Below are 17,972 nucleotides of genomic sequence, written 5' to 3'. Positions count from 1 at the left end.
GTTTATCTTGAATCAATCAAAACCACCTGCTTGCACATCACAAGCGGGATGAGTGTGTGGAGAAAAACTGTACAAGAAATGACTAAAAATGGCTCTTATGAACCGCCGCCTTAATGCAAGGTCTATCGCAACACCCACGAGCTGGCAAATATAATGATGGTGCCGGCTTATTACTTCATAAGCGTAAAGATGGAGGTGCTCAATAGATTTACCATGAACAGCGTCGCAAAATAGGCTTGGATACCTTGAGAAATGTTTCTTTAAAACAAGAGTGTTAATGTGCAACACAATGGCGCTCTGTATCGAACTTGTAGCAGGAGGAAGAATACCATACCAACTAGACATACCAGTGCTCATCACTAGCGGCCATTATGTTCTTTAGCAACATAACTGCAGCTTGGTATTACGATGTTCTCTTACTTCATCTCACATCTGCTGAATATGAGCTTATTCTTTTTCAATGAATGAAAGCCCCTTTCATTCATACATCATTCAAAATAAGAAGCTATCCGCCTCTCAAACTTTTTGTCTTCCTCACCAAACTCATGAAATCAAACCCGCATCTCACGGTATTAGTTCTTAAGATCACGCCCCCTACCGAGTATCTGACGGCATCCTTACCCTAGAAACTCAAATGGCTTGTTTATCCTTCAGCTCCAAAATCATGAGATAAGGCAGAAAAAAGCGATGCCTTAAACAAAATATTCTAAAGAAAGCTAAGTTACTCGCATAAAGGAACAGAAAATGGCTGTGTCTTAGGTCACATTTTAAAACTTGAGCACGATCATAATTTATTTGCATAAACCTAAACACCTATAATTTGCACCAACTTCTGCAAAACTAAAAGTGAGAAATCCTCATAACCTCTTTTCCGAAAATCTTAAAAAGACTAAACGAAACCTCTTAAACTGCTCAACTATCTCGATACCAGTTCATTTTTTGGAAGAACGGAGGTTTAAGCTGTTTTTGGTATCAACCTTCTTTTTTGTTCTTTTGTTTGTTAGCAGATATACTATTCACTTCCCCCGCCTCTTTTTAGGTTAAATCTTAAGAATCGCCGCGCAGTATATTTCACTTGTCCTCCTCTTCACATCTCAGAAGACGAGAATTTTTAACAAAATTCAGTCTGCAAGCAATCTCATTCTAACGGGTTCTATTTAATTTCTCCTTAATAGGATTTACTTCCATAAGACTCGACAAGAAAGATTTAAAATATTCATCATGCATTCTCAAAACATTTAATGCCTCAAGAAGGCTTATATGCCTACCATATCTCACATGATGTGGTGCGCTATAAAACGCTTACCTCTAGTGATACGTTCCACTTAATGAACAAAGCGTTTTCTAAAATAGAGCAGCAAATAATGCTAAACTTTTTCCATTCATGTTTCGCTTCATAAATGCTTCATCCAAGTAGGAAAGCATCACGAACAAACATGCCCCAATTGATAAAGCTTAATCGCGTGAAAGGGCGACAACAGGGTCAAGCCGTGAAGCTTGCCGCGCTGGAGAAAAGCCAAAACATATTCCTATGAGGGTTGAAAAAGTAAGAGACATAATGATCGATTCAATAGTATAAACCAAATGAATAGGTGCCTTAAACAGAAGAAACAAGCCACCTATAGAAAGTCCAAGCAAGATTCCCAAACCACCACCAATCACACAAACCAAAATCGCTTCAATGAGAAATTGCTGTAAAATATCACTTTGCCGTGCACCAACTGCCATACGCACGCCGATTTCATTGATCCGCTCAGAAACAGTGACCAACATAATATTCATCACCCCAATACCCCCCACAACCAGGGAAATAGCTGCAATTGAAGAAATTAAAAGTGTTAAAATATTTGTACTCTCCATAACACGTTCACGGAAAAATTCAGAATTTCTAATGAAAAAATCCTCCCCGCCATGCCGCATAATGAGAAAACGTTTTATCATGGTCTCCGCTAAATATGAATCAATATCATCAGCAATCCTAACGGTAATCGCACGAACTTCTGTTGTACCAAGAAAACGCGTCTGCACTGTTGTATAGGGTAAATAAAGCTGTAAAGTATTTGATGTATCTCCACTTGCATTATTTTGCGAATCAACAACACCAATAATACGCGCAGGAACATTACCCACATTCACCACCTTTCCAAGGGGGCTTTCATGGCTATGGGGGAAAAGAACAGACAATGCTTCTTTCTCGATCACGAGATCAACCGCCCGATCATGGACACTTTTTTGATCAAAAAACTGTCCTTTGAAAACTTTGAGCCCCTGTGTCTGAAAAAATTGTTCTCCCACCCCCGCAATGACAGCATTGACTTCAATTGCACCAAAACGCACTTTCGAGCTTGCTGAAATCTGTGGTGTTACACCAGAAACATAAGGTAATCCAGACAAGGCTTCTGCATCAGCTTCAACCAAACTGGTTATTTTTTCTGCTTGTGGATCAGAAAAACTTTTACCAGGAAAAATGGTTAATGTATTAGTACCCAAACTTTTAAAATTTTCCAGAATTTTCTCTCGTGTACCATTCCCTAAAGCCACCATAGCAATAATCGCCCCAATACCGATAATCACCCCAAGCATTGTTAGAAAAGTCCGCATGCGATGTGCATTCATTGCCAACAGAGCCATCACAAACGCCTCACGGAATCGCTCAACAAAAGAACGAAAAAAGCCCAGTTTTTGTTGGCCTTTTAGATTTTGTTGTTCCTGAAGAGATTTTCCACCAACTTTTGTTTTTGCAACCCTTGACTGCTTATCAGCAATAATTTCCCCATCACTGATTTCGATAATACGCTCTGCTCTTTCAGCCACCTGCATATCATGGGTTACAATGATAATGGTACGCCCCTCTTGATGAAGTTCATCCAAAATATGCAATACTTCTTGCCCACTCTTTTTGTCCAATGCACCAGTTGGTTCATCTGCAAGAATGACCTCCGCATTATTCATGAGCGCCCGAGCAATAGAAACACGTTGTTGCTGACCACCAGAAAGCTGATTTGGACGATGATTTATCCGATCACCCATGCCCAAACGCGTTAAAAGATCCTGTGCCCGCTGTTTCCTTGCTTCCACGGCACATCCCGCATAAATAGCCGGAATTTCAACATTACCAAGAGCTGTCAATTCATTCAACAAATGGTAACGCTGAAAAATAAAACCAAAATGATTACGTCGCAAAGCCGACAATTCATCCGCAGAAAGGGAAGCTGTTTCTTTACCAGAGATCCAATAACGACCAGAAGTTGGACGATCAAGACAGCCTAAAATATTCATCAAGGTCGATTTACCTGAACCGGAAGCACCTACAATTGCCACCATTTCACCACGTTTAATGGTAAGATTGATGTTTTTCAAAACGGTAACAAACGCTTCGCCCGCAGGAAATTTGCGCACAATATTTTCCAAGACGAAGACAGCATTTGCTTGATTTGTGCTCATGCTTTAACTCTCGTCTTCGCTGTGCATGTGAGAAGACTCTGGCATCACTCCATCAGACGAACTAGTGACGACGACATCACCCTCGTTAAGTCCTGAAACAATCTCTGCCATAACCTTATTATTCAACCCAACGCTCACCTGTTTAGTAACCACCTTATTTTCCCCCACCAAAACAGAAACCCATGCTTTACGCTCTCTTGTCTCATCGCGTAAAGCATCACTTGGAACCAACAAGACATTCTGCGCGCGCCCTAAGATAATATGAACTTGAGCAGTCATATAGGTTCGCAAAAAATTATCCGCATTATCAACATGTAGAATTCCATTGTAATAGATCGCCGATGATATTAAAGCACTAGAACCACTCACCATACCAGGATTAATACTCACATCAGCACGAATTGCTTCAGGAGCCGGCTCTACTTTTTCTAAAACGCCTTCATAACGACGCTGTGAATTACCTAAAACTGTAAAATAAAGTGGTTGTCCAGCTCGGACTTTAAGAATATCTGCTTCTGAGATTTGCGCCTTGATCGTCATCTTTGATAAATCACCCAAAATAACAATTGTTGGCGCCGACTGAACCGCATTCACATTCTGCCCTTCTTCCACAACTGTTGCCAAAACCGTTCCCGCTGAAGGGGCAGTGATGCGTGTATAACCTAAATTAACCTCTGCACTCTCCACATCAATTTGTGCTTGCACAATCTGCTGACGAAGTTGTTCAATTTGCGCCTCGCGTATTTTCACCTGTGTCGTAGCCTCATCGAGGTTCGCACGTGAAACCGCACGTGTTTCAATCATTTTTTTCTGACGCTCTAAATTTTTCTGTGCAAGAGAAAGATAGGCTTCTTGTTCTACCAAACTCGCATAATAATGCGATAATGCTGCTTTTTTTCTTTTTAAATCATTTTCCTGATCTGTAGGATCAATTTCTGCCAAGAGATCGCCTTCTTTCACAACACTCCCAGGGGAAACATGCATTGACACCACACGCCCTGTTGCTCGCGCACCAACAGCCACCAACCGGTAAGGACGTACAAGACCAGAAGCTAAAACACTTTCCTCAATATCCCCACGTTTCACCACAGCGGTTATATAAGTTGGAGTAGATGTTCCAAAAAAAACAGAACGTAACCATAACAACAAGAGAATGAGAAATATAGCAGTTAAAAAGAAGGAAAGTTTTTTGTGTTTTGTAATGAAATTTTTGAGTAAGTTTTTTTTCATTTCCCTACCTTTGCACGCGAACGAGGTGCATTATCAACGACTTCTGGACGCGATACATCAACAACGCCATCCCAGCCCCCCCCCAATGCTTTCATCAACGTGATATATTGCGTAACCAAAGAAACACGGCTATCTTTAAGCGCCATTTGTGCAGAATAATAAGAGCGATCAGCATTTAACAATTCAAGAAAACTAGTATTTCCATTCTCAAAAAGGTTCCGTGAAAGTTTTAAGGAATGAAGAGAAGCTTTATTCGCAACGATTAGCTTTTCTAAGCGTTGATGTTCCTTCGTTAATCTTACAAGCGCATTTTCTACATCTTCTAAAGCTTCCAACACAGCAGCTCGATAAGTAATAAAAGCTTGATCACGCTGCGCGCGCGCTACCGCAATAGAAGCCTCGACCTGACCTCCATTAAAAAGAGGAAAACGAAGACCAGGTCCAAAAGACCAGCCAATCGTTGAATTTTTCCATAATTGATCAATTGCCGTTGCTGCTGTCGAAATATTACCTGTTAAAGTAAGTGATGGATAACGATCTGCTTCACGTTGACCAATCCGTGCTGTCGCTTGCGCATATTGACGCTCTGCCCGTCGCAAATCTGGACGTGTTAACAAAATATCGGCTGGAATTCCTGCTGGTATCGGCCAGCGTGGTTGTGGAATCTTTGCATGCTTAGCATTTTTTTGTAAAAGATCCTTCAATGCCGTAGGCACACGACCAGTTAAGACAGAAAGGCGATGAACGCTCATTGCTAAATTCGCTTCCATCTGTGATATATCTGCTTCTGTATTTGCCATTTGTGCTTGCGCATTTGAAACATCAAGCTCAGAAACATCACCAGCTGTTAATCTAGCGCGCATCAGTTCATAAGTTTTACGTTGTGATACAGCAATTTGCCGCACAATAAACAACTTTTGTTGCCAGCCACGCATTTGCACATAATTTGTTGCCACATCTCCTAGTAATGTCACCATGGTAGCGCGCATATCTTCCACAGCCGCATCAAGGCCATAACGCGCTGCTTCAACCGCACGTTTATGCCCACCAAAAAAATCAAGCTCCCAGCTTGCATCAAAACCACTACTATACTGGTTTAACAATGCATCAGACTGTCCAGAACGACTACGGGTTCCTGAAATTGAATTGGACACATTTGGCAAAAGAGTTCCCACAACCTGTCCTAAACCCGCACGCGCCTCACGTACCCGAGCTTTGGCAACAGCAACATTATTATTTCCAGAAATCGCGTAATCCATTAACGCATCTAGAACAGGATCATTCAAATGCCGCCACCATCCGGCAAGCGCAACGGGCTGCCGTGTAGTCTGTGCAGATTTTTCTCCCCAAACTGCTGGAACACGAAAAGATGTTTTCTGGTAATTAGGACCAACCATACATCCTGACAAAAGCAAACACAACAAGACACTAAAAAATAATCCACGAGAAGCGCCCCATTTGAGATTTCTGATATACATCCAGTCTCCCGCATTCTTTCAGAATCATTATTTAATATTAATACTTTATTTACCTCTTATTTCAAACTTGACGTGAAAAATCAAATACAGTTTGCACAGGAATATGATCTGAAGGACGTTCCCATCCGCGCGCATCACGAAAAATCGAAAGATCTACAACAAAAGGGGCTAAATCTTGAGAAGACCAAACATGGTCAAGCCGCCGCCCATAATCGGTAAATGCCCAATCGCGAGCACGATAACTCCACCATGTGTAAAGCTTGGTAGGAACAGGAATATGCAACCGCATCAGATCAACCCATCCACCTTGACAACACAAATCCTGTAAACGCTCGGTTTCAATGGGAGTATGGCTTACAACCTTCAACAATTGCTGATGAGACCAAACATCCTCTGCCAAAGGAGCAATATTTAAATCTCCCACCAAAAGAGAAGAAAGACCATCGCCTTGATCCGCACGAATGGAGGACATTTCTTCTAAAAAATCAAGCTTATGACGAAACTTTTCATTCACATCAGCATCAGGGATATCTCCCCCAGCAGGAACATAAAAATTATGAATCCGCAAGCTTCTCCCATGGGCTTCCACAATAACTGAGATATAACGGCAATCTTGGTTTTGACAAAAAAAACGTTTTTCTACCTTTTTAAAAGGCAAACGAGAAACAATAGCCACCCCGTTATAAGATTTTTGTCCACTCAATGCGATATGCTTATAACCCGCTGCTTCAAAAGCCTCCACTGGAAATAAAGCATCTGGACATTTTGTTTCCTGTAGACACAAAACATCTGCGGAAAAGAGTTCCAAATACTGAAAAACCTGTGCAAGACGCAAACGAATAGAATTAATATTCCAAGTCGCAATACGAAAGAACATTTGTTTTAATCCCAATGACGTAACACTCTTTCTTCATTTCTTCGAAGGAAGTGTGAACATCCCATTAGCGAACCGGACGTCTGTCCGCACATTCATAATCTGCACAGTAGTTTCCAAATTTTGTTGGTCAACAATTGTCCACTGTCGCAAAGCAGAGCCTTTAGAATCAAAAACCATCCTTATTTGCCCTGCCCCAATCGTTTTATCACGCAGAACAATCGTTACAGCCCCTGGATCTTCGCGAAATGCGAACAAGCGCCCAGAAGATACATCAATTTTATCATCCAACAAAAATTTCATTGGCGTTTGCGAAAGTTGTGAAAAGTTCCAAGTATTCAAAGCCCGATTGTTAATACCTACAAATTGGCCATCTGAAATAATCTGTAAAGGCATTTTTTTGTAAATGAAACGAATTTTCCCTGGGCGCTCTAAATAAAATGTCCCCTGAGACATTTTTCCCTTTGGACTAAACTGAATAAAATCACCTGTCATTGTTTTGATTGCCGCAAAGTGATTCACAACATTTTGCGCCTTTATCACTTTATTAGATGCTTGCGAAAAAACAGGAACAGTTAAACACCAAAAGATAATAATTCCCACCAACCCAAAGACTCTTCTTTGCGGTAAAAAAGACGTTTTCATAAAAAATGCTCCCAAGCAATACTTAATTGACTTTATAATTCATAACTTAAGTGATCAACGACGAATAAATACCCTTCTTTATAAGATAAAGATATTGTTTGAAAAAAATATCAAAAGATTTTTAAAAGTATTTTTCTTCGACAGTCTCCAAAATTTTTCGCTTACCCATATCATTAGCTGGACTAATGATGCCTTCTTCTTCTATCCTTTCGATCAATGTGGCGGCACAGTTATAACCAATGCCTAAACGACATTGAATATAAGAAGTTGAAGCCTTACGATCACGAAGCACAATAGCAACAGCTTGACAATAGGAATCATCTGCTAAAGAAAAAGCTAAAGAAACATCCTTTTTTATTTCTTGCGGTATCGTTTCCAAATAATCAGTCTGCGTTTAAGTTTCCGAAATCATCAAATTTTCCTGCTTTTCTGCTGATTTTCTAAACGCATAATATATTCTTTCCCACCCCTAATCTATGAAGCAACATAAATTATAGTCAATACATAATGGATTAAGGACTAAACATATTACTCGCGAACCTGAAAGCTCTTTTAAGTGTCAAAAATGCTTTTTTGACTTCCTTCCCACCCAAAAGAATAAAAATCTTCATCCGAACCACTCTGTAAACAATTTGGAGTTTAGCAAATTTCACTTAGCTTCCCACCCCATATAATTCATTTATATTAAGACTCGACAGATCAGCCTTGCCCTAAATATTTAGAGCGCACTTAAAAAGACACTTAAATACCAAGTCTTACATGCTTTTACACCTCTACACTCGCAATGACATTATTTTATACCAAGATATTGATTTATAATAATTTATCTTTTTAACTTAAATCATAACGCCAAAGACAATAAGATTCTCTCATCACATACTCTCTCATATTGAATCAATTCAAATCATTTGCTTGCACGTTACAAGCAAGGTTGGTGTATGGATAAAAGTTATAAAAGAATCCCCTTATAAGGAGTCTCAAGTACCAAGGAGCTATCGCAAATTGAGAGCTGGTATATGAAAATGCAGACTTTCTACGATACAATAGGATAAACACTTGTTATACAAGGTATTATAAAAACAACTATAAAGATTTTTCAAAAGCGCTCTTCTTCAGCAGGCACTAAAATTTCTCGTTTCCCTGCGTGATTTGCTGGACTAATAATACCTTCTTCTTCCATCCTCTCAATCAATGTCGCAGCGCGGTTATAACCAATGCCTAAACGGCGTTGAATATAAGAGGTCGAAGCCTTACGATCACGAAGCACAATAGCAACAGCTTGACTATAGGGATCATCTTCTGAAGGAGAAGACAAAGAAACATCAGCACCATCCTCTTCAACTTCTTGCGTAATTGTTTCTAAATAATCCGGTCGTGCTTGCGCTTTGAGATGCGCAACAACCTGCTCCACTTCATCATCCGCAACAAAAGGCCCATGCACACGCTGAATACGTCCTCCTCCCATCATAAAGAGCATATCTCCTTGTCCCAATAATTGCTCGGCCCCCTGTTCGCCTAAAATTGTTCGGCTATCAATTTTTGAACTCACAGAAAAAGAAATACGTGTAGGAAAATTGGCTTTGATCGTCCCAGTAATAACATCGACAGAAGGACGCTGTGTCGCCATAATTACATGGATACCGGCAGCACGTGCCATTTGTGCTAAACGTTGAACCGCTCCTTCAATATCTTTACCAGCAACCATCATCAAATCAGCCATTTCATCAATAATGACAACAATATAGGGCATAGGACTAAAATCAAGTGTTTCCGTTTCATAAAGAGGCTCACCAGTCTCGCGATCAAATCCAACTTGAATTGTCCGCACCATTGTCTCTCCCTGACTTGCAGCTTCCCTAAGACGTGCATTAAACCCATCAATATTACGAACGCCTAGTTTTGACATTTTACTATAGCGTTCTTCCATTTCACGAACAGCCCACTTTAAAGCAATCACGGCTTTTTTAGGATCTGTCACCACGGGTGTTAATAAATGGGGAATGCCATCATAAACCGAAAGCTCAAGCATTTTCGGGTCCACCATAATGAGACGACATTGTTCAGGTGTCATACGATAAAGCAATGATAAAATCATTGTATTGATAGCAACAGACTTTCCCGATCCTGTTGTACCAGCAACCAAAAGATGGGGCATTTTTGCTAAATCTGCAACAACAGCTTCCCCCCCGATTGTCTTACCCAAAGCAAGTCCTAGCTTGGCTTTGCTGTCAATAAATTCTTGCGCCTGCAACATTTCTCGTAAATAAACCATCTCACGCTTTGCATTAGGCAATTCTATTCCAATAACATTACGTCCTGGAACCACCGCAACACGCGCCGAAATCGCACGCATCGAGCGTGCAATATCATCTGCCAAACCAATGATACGGGAAGACTTAATGCCTGCAGCCGGTTCAAATTCGTACAAAGTTACCACCGGTCCAGGACAAGCATCTATAATTTTTCCTTTGACTCCAAAATCTAACAAAACCCCTTCAAGCTCCTGAGAATTTGCTCTTAAAACAGCAGGAGAAAGTTTTGCATCCTTAACAGACGGTGGTGGAACCGAAAGATAATCTACAAGAGGAAGAACAAAACCACCCTTTGAAGAAGCTGTTAAAGACTTTCGATTTTTAACAGGAGAAACATAGGCTTTATTTTGATTTTCCTCACACTTTACTTTTTCACCTAAAAAAGTTGGCTCAATCCGATCAAATGGCTTTCCTTGCCCTTTACTCTGAAAACGCCTTTTGAAACAGAATAAACGAAAAAAACGCGCTTGTAAAAAATAAAAAAGATGCAAAAGAGCGCCACAAGTTGTCGCAAAAAAACCATGATTTTCACGATCCTCCTCTGCGGCATATTCCGTATCTTCTTCCAACTCAAAGACTGGATTAACGATTTCGTCTTTTGGAATGCTTTTTTCTTTTCTTTTCTTTGTTCGACGCCGCCATATCACATTACCAGCAAAAGCAGCGGTGAAAAAACCTAAAAGAATAAAAACAACACTGAAAAACACCGTGTAAGGAGGAGAAAGAAAAAGAGGAAAGACTGAAGAAGCAACACTTAAAACTTTATCTCCTAAAACCCCTCCCAATCCCATTGGCAATGGCCAATAAGTAAAAGAAGCAACAGGTGACATAAGGGCAAAAGCAATTAAAAAACAAATCGTTGATAGCACCCATAAAAAAAAGCGCAAAGTCAAATTGTAGATATTCTTTTGCGCCAACAAGAGAAAAGACCAAAATAACGGTGGCAACAAAACAGAAAGACTTGCCAAGCCAAAAAACTGCATAATAAAATCTGAAAAAATTGCCCCCATCCACCCCATAAGGTTTGTAACCTCATTTGTACTTGCATGGGTTAAAGATGGATCCGCAACATTCCACGTCGCCAAAGCAAACACACAAAAAATAATAAAGCCCAAAAGCCCGAGCCCAATAAATACTCCTATCTGACGTAAAAACATCTCAATAAGACGCGAACCTTGAGAATTTCGCACTTCTAATGAATCATAAGGAGAAGAACTTCGGTGCATCTATCAATTCCAAATACAAAAATTTTATATTTTAAAGAGTTATAACTCCCTCTCTCTCTTAAAAAAGGATGAAGCTTAAACTCTGTACCAATTTGTAAACAAATAGCCTGTAAACAATCCGACTTCTTATCTAGCGCGTTCTACCTTCTAACCACTTCATATCATTCATATACCACCACCCTAAGAGATAATCCTTCATAAGGCGCACAAAAAGCTCTCCCTGAATATTTATCACACGATCAACCAAAAAACACCTTATGTGTAAAGTGTTACATGGGTGCTATAGGCACCTTCTTAAACAAATAATATTTTTTACGCTACATCATGATAACGGCGAAATATGAATACTGTTTTAACCATCACGAATGACCACAATTTTTTATCTATTTTTATCTATCATACTAACGAAATGGCCCCCTTCAGGACAAGCATACTGAAGTAACTCACACAACTTAAAAAATACACGACCATCTTTGTTTATTTTTAGTTTTCTTTTTTATCAACCAAGTGTAAAAAGAATTGGAGAAGATATTTAAAAAAGCTTATCCGATAAATCTGTAAGATGAATCACATAAATGATTAAGCAGAAAAACTCTGAAAAACCAATCTGTCATCAGATTGGCGCTAAAAAGAAACCTCGTTTTTGTGAAGCAGAGAGAAAAGTAAAGGTTAAGATATTTTAAGCAATGTAAAAAGATATTCTTTTTAAAAGAAAGCAAACTATAAACAATGGAAGAAGTATTGTGTGTTCTAATCGCAATAAAAACGTACAACCCAATAAAAAAATTAAATCTCATAAAACTAAACAATGTGATCTGCTCATTGCAGGGGGGGCAGCTGTCGGTTTAACCCTAGCGATAGCACTCAAGCAAACAGCCCCTAATCTGAAAATAAAAATCGTTGATGCTGCTCCACAAGGAGATACCCCTGCTTCTAACATACGAACCATTGCCCTTGCTGCTGCTTCTATTCGTATGTTAAAACAATTACAATGTTGGGAATCTATAAAACCCTATGCGCAACCCATTCATTCAATGATCATCACAGATACAAGCACAAATGATCCTGTCAAACCCACTCTTTTAACCTTTGAAGGCGACATTAATCCCGGCGAGCCCTTTGCTGCTATGGTAGAGCATAGAGAACTCATCAACACTTTAAAAAAACGTGTCAAAGATCTCAATATCCCTGTTATTACAAACACCCGTGTCATTGATTTTCATCAAGAAGACCAACATACAACCGTCACTTTAAATAATGAAGAGGTTTGGCAAACAAAATTGCTTATTGCAGCTGACGGAGCCCATTCGAAATTACGCCAAAAAGCAGATCTTAAAAACTTTTCTCATCCCTATAAACAAACAGCAATCATCTGCACAGTTGAACATGAAAAAACCCATAATGGTCAAGCAATTCAACATTTTTTACCTGCCGGTCCTTTTGCTCTTCTCCCTCTCAAAGGCAACCGATCCGCCATTGTGTGGAATGAAGATCATAAAACTGCGCAATATTATCTCAAAGCTGATGCACTTATTTTTGAAACAGAACTCGAAAGACGCATTGGCCATCGATTAGGCAAACTCTCTTGGGATGGCGAACGTCAAGCTTTTCCTTTGAGTCTTTCTTTAACACGTCAATGCGTTAAACCACGTTTTGCTCTCGTTGGCGATGCCGCCCATACCATCCACCCCATTGCAGGACAAGGACTCAATTTAGGATTACGCGATAGCGCTGCGCTGGCTGAAGTGATTATTGAAACAGCACGACTAGGTCTTGACATTGGCTCCCTCACGGCTTTAGAGCGCTATCAAAGCTGGAGACGTTTTGAAATTGTCCGTATGGCTTTAAGCAATGATTGGCTTAATAAACTCTTTTCTAATGATAGCCTTCTTTTACGGATGCTCCGCGGTACCGGACTTGGAATCATTAATCAAGCACCAAAAATAAAAAAATACTTCATTCAAGAAGCTGCCGGACTCTCTCCAAATGCCCCACGTCTTCTACACGGCTTCCCACTTTAAGAAAAAATTCATACTATTTTACAACCTTTCCCTTCCTCCTTCAAAGAACAAAAAATTCCTATCTCATCCAATCTGTTTACAAACCGGATTCCTGTCGAGTAATTTTTTCTTGACTTCCTCCTCCCATATTTCACTTAACATAAAACTCGACAAGCAAGCTACATTATGAGAGTATTCACTACGCACTGAAAAAAACGTTTAATATCTCAAAGAGGTTGTTGCTTTATATCACCACACCTTAAAAGAAGCCATTTCACGGCATAATAAAATAAACAAGACTTTTTAGCACACAACACTTTTATTTATAATAATAAGTTCATTGTTCTCATATTGAGTGAGAAATCTAAAGATCATAAAATACCCTTATTTCAAATCTCTCTCATGTTGAAGCAATCAAAATCATTCGCTTGCACATCACAAGCGAAAGTGTCGTATAAATAAAACAATTAAACAAAGCGACAAAAGCCTCCCTCTCTCAAGAACTAAGGACTTTAGCAATATTGGAGGCGAGTAAAGTGTATAAGGACGCCGGCTTATACTTTTTATTGAAGTAAAAATGGTGGTGTACAATGAATTTTATATGATCATAGGGGCTTTTACGTTATACTATTCATGAGAAGCGCCATAAAATAAGCTTAGTTGCATTGAAAAATTTTCTTTTAAAAAAGCGCGTAAATTGGAAACATAAATGTATTCCGTTTGGGGCATTCTGCTTCTCAGACAAACTCTTTAACTTATTGTGGAATACCACACAATTTTAGAAAAAATATTCCGATATATAACAAAGTGTTCCGCACTCTATACCATCACACACAATTGTAAACCTGCATCCCCCCCTATTTCACACCATAAAAGAAGATAAACCGCAATAGAAATGATCCAATCCTTTTATTTTCAAATACACTCTTTATTCATTATTCATAAACGCTCATAAATGAATTTTAATCACAAACGCTCAGAAATATGTCATAAATTCTATAAAACCCATAACAGCCATAGAAATTTTCCATTTTTCTACACACTCACTCATCTCAACTAAACGAACGATAAATAAAGTAAATGCCTCATATATAATCTTACAGAAAAAAGACCAAACAAAATCTATAACATCAGGCTTGTTCTACAGAACAGTATTTCAAAAATATAAGTATGCTAATTTATTAACATATTAATTGATAAAATTATCATTTTACATATTGAGTTAAAATCCCTATGCAATAAATTATTCTCATTTCGACCATTTTTGTAAATAATCAATAAAACTCTTTATTTACATAGACTAAAAAGAGCAACGTTAATGAAACGATAAAAAGAAGTAAAATACCCCCCTCTCTCAAATGCCAAAAGCAATTACAATATTTCAACCTGGCATCATCATTATGCTTGCCAGATTATGACAACAAGACCTTTTGCATTTAAATAAATTGTTCACGCTCCCTATTGTTGTATTTGGTAACTCAATACTTTAATATATTTGTTCAGTATGTTTATACAATCAAATTACCCAAAAGAGCATACTTCTTGCATTTACATTCCTTAGTATTCCCTTATCTTGTAAATATCGCACACGTGTTACGTTACTTCGAGTTCATCAAGTGTATACCCATTCTCCAACCACTCTTTAATCCACTTAGGTCTACGTCCACGCCCATTCCATAATTCCCATTGGTTATTGGGATTTCTATAATGGCGCTCTTTGCTCACAAGATCAGCGATATCAATTCCATGGGCATTAGCAATTTCAAGAATTTTTCGTCGCGCATTTTGCTTTTCCTTTGCTTGCCGTTTTTTTAATTCCACATCGATTTGTGTACGCATCTCTTGTAGCTCATCAAAATTCATATTCTTGAGATCATTCACCTTAATTACTCCCCTTGCAAAAAAGAATTTCTTTTTGCCATATTTTAAACACAATTATAGACAATTTCTGTCCATTTATTATCGAAATTAAAATTACGATACATATATCACTTTGACGGAGATGTGCTTTGAGCCACAAAGAACTGTTTATTGGTATATCAACTACCACCACTGCATCTTTTTTCAGTTCAATTACTGGAACTACTAAATGCAGTGCTCAAACACCATCACACCTCTCTGACTCTCATGAATCAGTAGTCAAAAGTAAATATAAATCGTCACTCTATAAATTATGGCAATACGCAACAAAGAACAAGCCCTCTCTGTATAATGATAGTGTAGTTCATTATAACAGTAAAACCTCCCCTTACACACAACGGCTTTTTACTTCGTATAAATTTTTTTTGAAAAGATTTTTGCAACTAGAGAATTATATAAAACAAGCAGCTTCAATACAGTATCAAAGATTATTATTTTTTAAAAGCAGCGCCTTTTTTCGTGATTCCAATAATATTGGTTGGCGTAATGTGCTCTGTTTTATTCAACACTTTTATCTCGTTGGTTGGATATTCGCATATATTAGAAATCTTCTTAGAAGAGAACAAAGCAATAATCACAAGGAATATTCTAAGCTAAACAATCTCATTCTGCAAATTTATAAAATCAAAAGACAACGAGAAAAAGCACCACAAAGAATTAGCATTTTTATTAATAAAATTCTTCGTAATAAGGTGTATTGCTAATGATTGTTCCAGATTTCACATTTTTTGCTGCTGCATACATATCCAATACGCCCCCCATAGCATTTTCAGTTATCGCCAAACAAGAAGCGCGGGACAATGTCTATGTAACAGATGATAAAGATAACTTGTTCTATCAATCATCTCAGCTTAAGGAAACAATCGCAACAGCTGAACAGTTTAAACAGAATAAACATAATTTTAACATAATTTTAGGGCAAATTGATGTTGGAAATGTGAAATTGTTTTCTCTTTTTGATGCATTTGATTTTTGCAGAAATCTTACAGCTGCACAAAGCGCTTTAACTTACTGCTATGAACAAACAACATCAAAGTGCGTCTTTGAAAAAGCGACTTTGCAGTCTGTGCTGAATTTTTACAATACAGAAAACTCAAGCCACACCCGTATGCAAAAAATTACTTCATATGTTGGAGTAAAAGCTTCTGTACGAGGAAATGAAGACTTGCAGGAGCCTGTAAAGCTTAAAAAAGAAGAACCAGAACAGACAACTAAAGTAGATTCTCTTTCTCTCTCTTCAAAAGGAGAAGAAGATGCATTTACACATAAAGAAAGTAGCGCCAGAGATGCTTTTTCAGCTGAAGATTTTCTTCATCGAGAAGATCACTAGAGTAACGACTGATATTTTCACGAAACCCCAGAAATTTGATAGGATATTATAATGAAAGGTAGATAAGAAAATGTTAAAGCTCTAATTAGTAAGATTGAACAAAATCTCTTCTAATTGAGGGCAAAGATAATGAAAATGATAGAACAAAACAGCGTTGATATAGCATTTAGTCAAAAAGCAGCACGTGAGATTACAGTCGTGATGCTTTCAGAAAGGGAATGGTATTTCACGTTTATTTCCGATGATCCAATCACCGGAAAGCCAAATAAATATACGTTACTTACACAAAGAGGAAAACTAAGAACTTGGGCTGATCCAAAATATCTCTTTAAGTTTCTTCATGAACGAGGGGTCATTTGTGGGAGTTTTAATCTTAATCAGGATAAAGAACATGAAACAATTAAATATTCTTCACACAACAGCTCGTAATAAAATTGCTGCATTGTCTGCAGCTTTAACTGTATTTTTTATGACCAATTCCACATATGCCCAAGCAGCGGGTTTAGATCCTGCAAAAAAGGCTTTAGAGGGACTCCAAACAGATTTAAAAACGATTATCCCTATCGCTGCTGCAGTTATACTTTTATGCTTAGCAATTGGTTATGCAGGACGCTACATCGGAAAAGACACATTTGTACGGTGGGCAATCGGTGTCGTTATCGCGGGTTCAGCAGCTGAACTAGCAAATTTATTATTTAAGCCTACCTGATAAATCCATTAAACACGAAGTATTTCTTTCATGAAAAAAGAATTTTAGACTTTAATACTTTTATCCCACATCAATTCAATGAAATTATCCCTATTTCATGGAAAAACTACTTGCGCCAAATACAATTTTATAAGGTTGAACGATATGAAAAAATTAATCAATTTTCAATTGAACGATAATAACAAAATTACAGCAACCTCTGCAGCTTTAACTGTATTTTTTATGGCCAATCCTGTGTTAGCCCAAGCAGTAGTTTTAACTCCTGCAGACAACGCTTTAAAAGCGCTCCAAAAAGACTTGAAAGATATTATCCCCATTGCTGCTGCCGTTATACTTTTGTGCTTAGCAATTGGTTATGCAGGGCGCTATATCGGAAAAGATACATTCGTACGGTGGGCAATTGGTGTCGTTATCGCTGGTTCAGCAGCTGAGCTTGCTAATTTGTTATTTAAAAGCACCTGATAAATCCTATTAAACACGAAATGTTTCTGTTATAAAAAGAAACTTAGATTTCTGTATTTTTATTTAGTGAAATAACAAACTATATCAAAAAAAGAGATTATTTATACCAACTGTAATCTAAATTGGAATAAGCAATATGAAACAATTAAAAACTCTTCAAACAATAATTTGGAATAAAGCTACTAAAACCTCTGCAGCTTTAACTGTATTTTTTATGGCCAATCCTGTGTTAGCCCAAGCAGTAGTTTTAACTCCTGCAAATAACGCTTTAACTGCACTCCAAACAGACTTAAAAACGATTATCCCCATTGCTGCTGCCGTGATACTTTTGTGCTTAGCAAT

The 17,972-nt window shown here is 38.2% G+C and carries 14 protein-coding genes and 2 pseudogenes; 8 read left to right on the top strand and 8 right to left on the bottom strand.

The genetic code is table 11. The features are described 5' to 3' along the window. Window positions 1–88: 88 nt before the first annotated feature. A pseudogene (locus ACFINS_RS01345) lies at window positions 89–275 on the top strand (integrase); the annotation flags it as partial. Window positions 276–1,455: 1,180 nt separating this feature from the next. On the opposite strand, the gene ACFINS_RS01340 reads toward ACFINS_RS01345, so the two are convergent. From ACFINS_RS01340 to ACFINS_RS01310, 7 genes and pseudogenes are all read right to left on the bottom strand, one after another. Then, a complete protein-coding gene (locus tag ACFINS_RS01340) occupies window positions 1,456–3,444 on the bottom strand; it encodes a MacB family efflux pump subunit (RefSeq protein WP_375705780.1) in 1,989 nt (662 codons plus the stop codon). 3 nt (window positions 3,445–3,447) lie between these two features. Further along, on the bottom strand, window positions 3,448–4,674 hold the full coding sequence (locus ACFINS_RS01335) for an efflux RND transporter periplasmic adaptor subunit (RefSeq protein WP_375705779.1): 1,227 nt from the start codon (window positions 4,672–4,674) through the stop codon (window positions 3,448–3,450). Next, entirely contained in the window at window positions 4,671–6,152 is a 1,482-nt protein-coding gene (locus ACFINS_RS01330) for an efflux transporter outer membrane subunit (RefSeq protein WP_375705778.1), read from the bottom strand. Before ACFINS_RS01330 ends, ACFINS_RS01335 begins: the two co-directional genes overlap by 4 nt. A 61-nt stretch (window positions 6,153–6,213) precedes the next feature. Further along, window positions 6,214–7,029, bottom strand: coding sequence for an exodeoxyribonuclease III (locus ACFINS_RS01325; protein WP_375611707.1), 816 nt, complete (start codon window positions 7,027–7,029; stop codon window positions 6,214–6,216). 33 nt (window positions 7,030–7,062) lie between these two features. Continuing rightward, the gene (locus ACFINS_RS01320) at window positions 7,063–7,671 is read right to left on the bottom strand and encodes an outer membrane lipoprotein carrier protein LolA (RefSeq protein ID WP_375617820.1); all 609 of its coding nucleotides are present in this window, start codon (window positions 7,669–7,671) and stop codon (window positions 7,063–7,065) included. A gap of 121 nt (window positions 7,672–7,792) precedes the next feature. Continuing rightward, window positions 7,793–8,056, bottom strand: a pseudogene (locus ACFINS_RS01315) (DNA translocase FtsK); the annotation flags it as partial. 711 nt (window positions 8,057–8,767) lie between these two features. After that, window positions 8,768–11,209, bottom strand: coding sequence for a DNA translocase FtsK 4TM domain-containing protein (locus ACFINS_RS01310; protein ID WP_375649746.1), 2,442 nt, complete (start codon window positions 11,207–11,209; stop codon window positions 8,768–8,770). Between the two features lie 743 nt (window positions 11,210–11,952). Between ACFINS_RS01310 and ACFINS_RS01305 the strand changes: the two genes are divergently transcribed. Then, window positions 11,953–13,230, top strand: coding sequence for a ubiquinone biosynthesis hydroxylase (locus ACFINS_RS01305; protein WP_375705777.1), 1,278 nt, complete (start codon window positions 11,953–11,955; stop codon window positions 13,228–13,230). Between the two features lie 1,572 nt (window positions 13,231–14,802). On the opposite strand, the gene ACFINS_RS01300 is transcribed toward ACFINS_RS01305, so the two are convergent. Next, on the bottom strand, window positions 14,803–15,090 hold the full coding sequence (locus tag ACFINS_RS01300) for an H-NS family nucleoid-associated regulatory protein (protein ID WP_015857007.1): 288 nt from the start codon (window positions 15,088–15,090) through the stop codon (window positions 14,803–14,805). A gap of 128 nt (window positions 15,091–15,218) precedes the next feature. On the opposite strand from ACFINS_RS01300, the gene ACFINS_RS01295 reads away from it, so the two are divergent. From ACFINS_RS01295 to ACFINS_RS01270, 6 genes are all read left to right on the top strand, one after another. After that, a complete protein-coding gene (locus ACFINS_RS01295) occupies window positions 15,219–15,833 on the top strand; it encodes a hypothetical protein (protein WP_375649731.1) in 615 nt (204 codons plus the stop codon). Further along, the gene (locus ACFINS_RS01290) at window positions 15,833–16,459 is read left to right on the top strand and encodes a TrwN protein (RefSeq protein WP_375611703.1); all 627 of its coding nucleotides are present in this window, start codon (window positions 15,833–15,835) and stop codon (window positions 16,457–16,459) included. Before ACFINS_RS01295 ends, ACFINS_RS01290 begins: the two co-directional genes overlap by 1 nt. Before the next feature lie 129 nt (window positions 16,460–16,588). Next, window positions 16,589–16,888, top strand: coding sequence for a KorA family transcriptional regulator (gene korA / locus ACFINS_RS01285; RefSeq protein WP_015857010.1), 300 nt, complete (start codon window positions 16,589–16,591; stop codon window positions 16,886–16,888). Next, complete coding sequence (trwL, locus tag ACFINS_RS01280; protein ID WP_375611702.1) at window positions 16,851–17,168, top strand: VirB2 family type IV secretion system major pilin TrwL; 318 nt, start codon at window positions 16,851–16,853, stop codon at window positions 17,166–17,168. The genes korA and trwL (ACFINS_RS01280) overlap by 38 nt, the downstream gene beginning before the upstream one ends. 144 nt (window positions 17,169–17,312) lie before the next feature. Further along, a complete protein-coding gene (trwL, locus tag ACFINS_RS01275) occupies window positions 17,313–17,630 on the top strand; it encodes a VirB2 family type IV secretion system major pilin TrwL (RefSeq protein ID WP_375611701.1) in 318 nt (105 codons plus the stop codon). Between the two features lie 136 nt (window positions 17,631–17,766). Beyond that, on the top strand, window positions 17,767–17,972 hold a 206-nt coding region (locus tag ACFINS_RS01270; RefSeq protein WP_375611700.1), incomplete at its 3' end, for a TrbC/VirB2 family protein.

Source organism: Bartonella sp. AA2SXKL, assembly GCF_042197205.1.
Classification (GTDB): Bacteria; Pseudomonadota; Alphaproteobacteria; order Rhizobiales; family Rhizobiaceae; genus Bartonella.
This window is presented reverse-complemented; position numbering and strand designations above follow the sequence as displayed.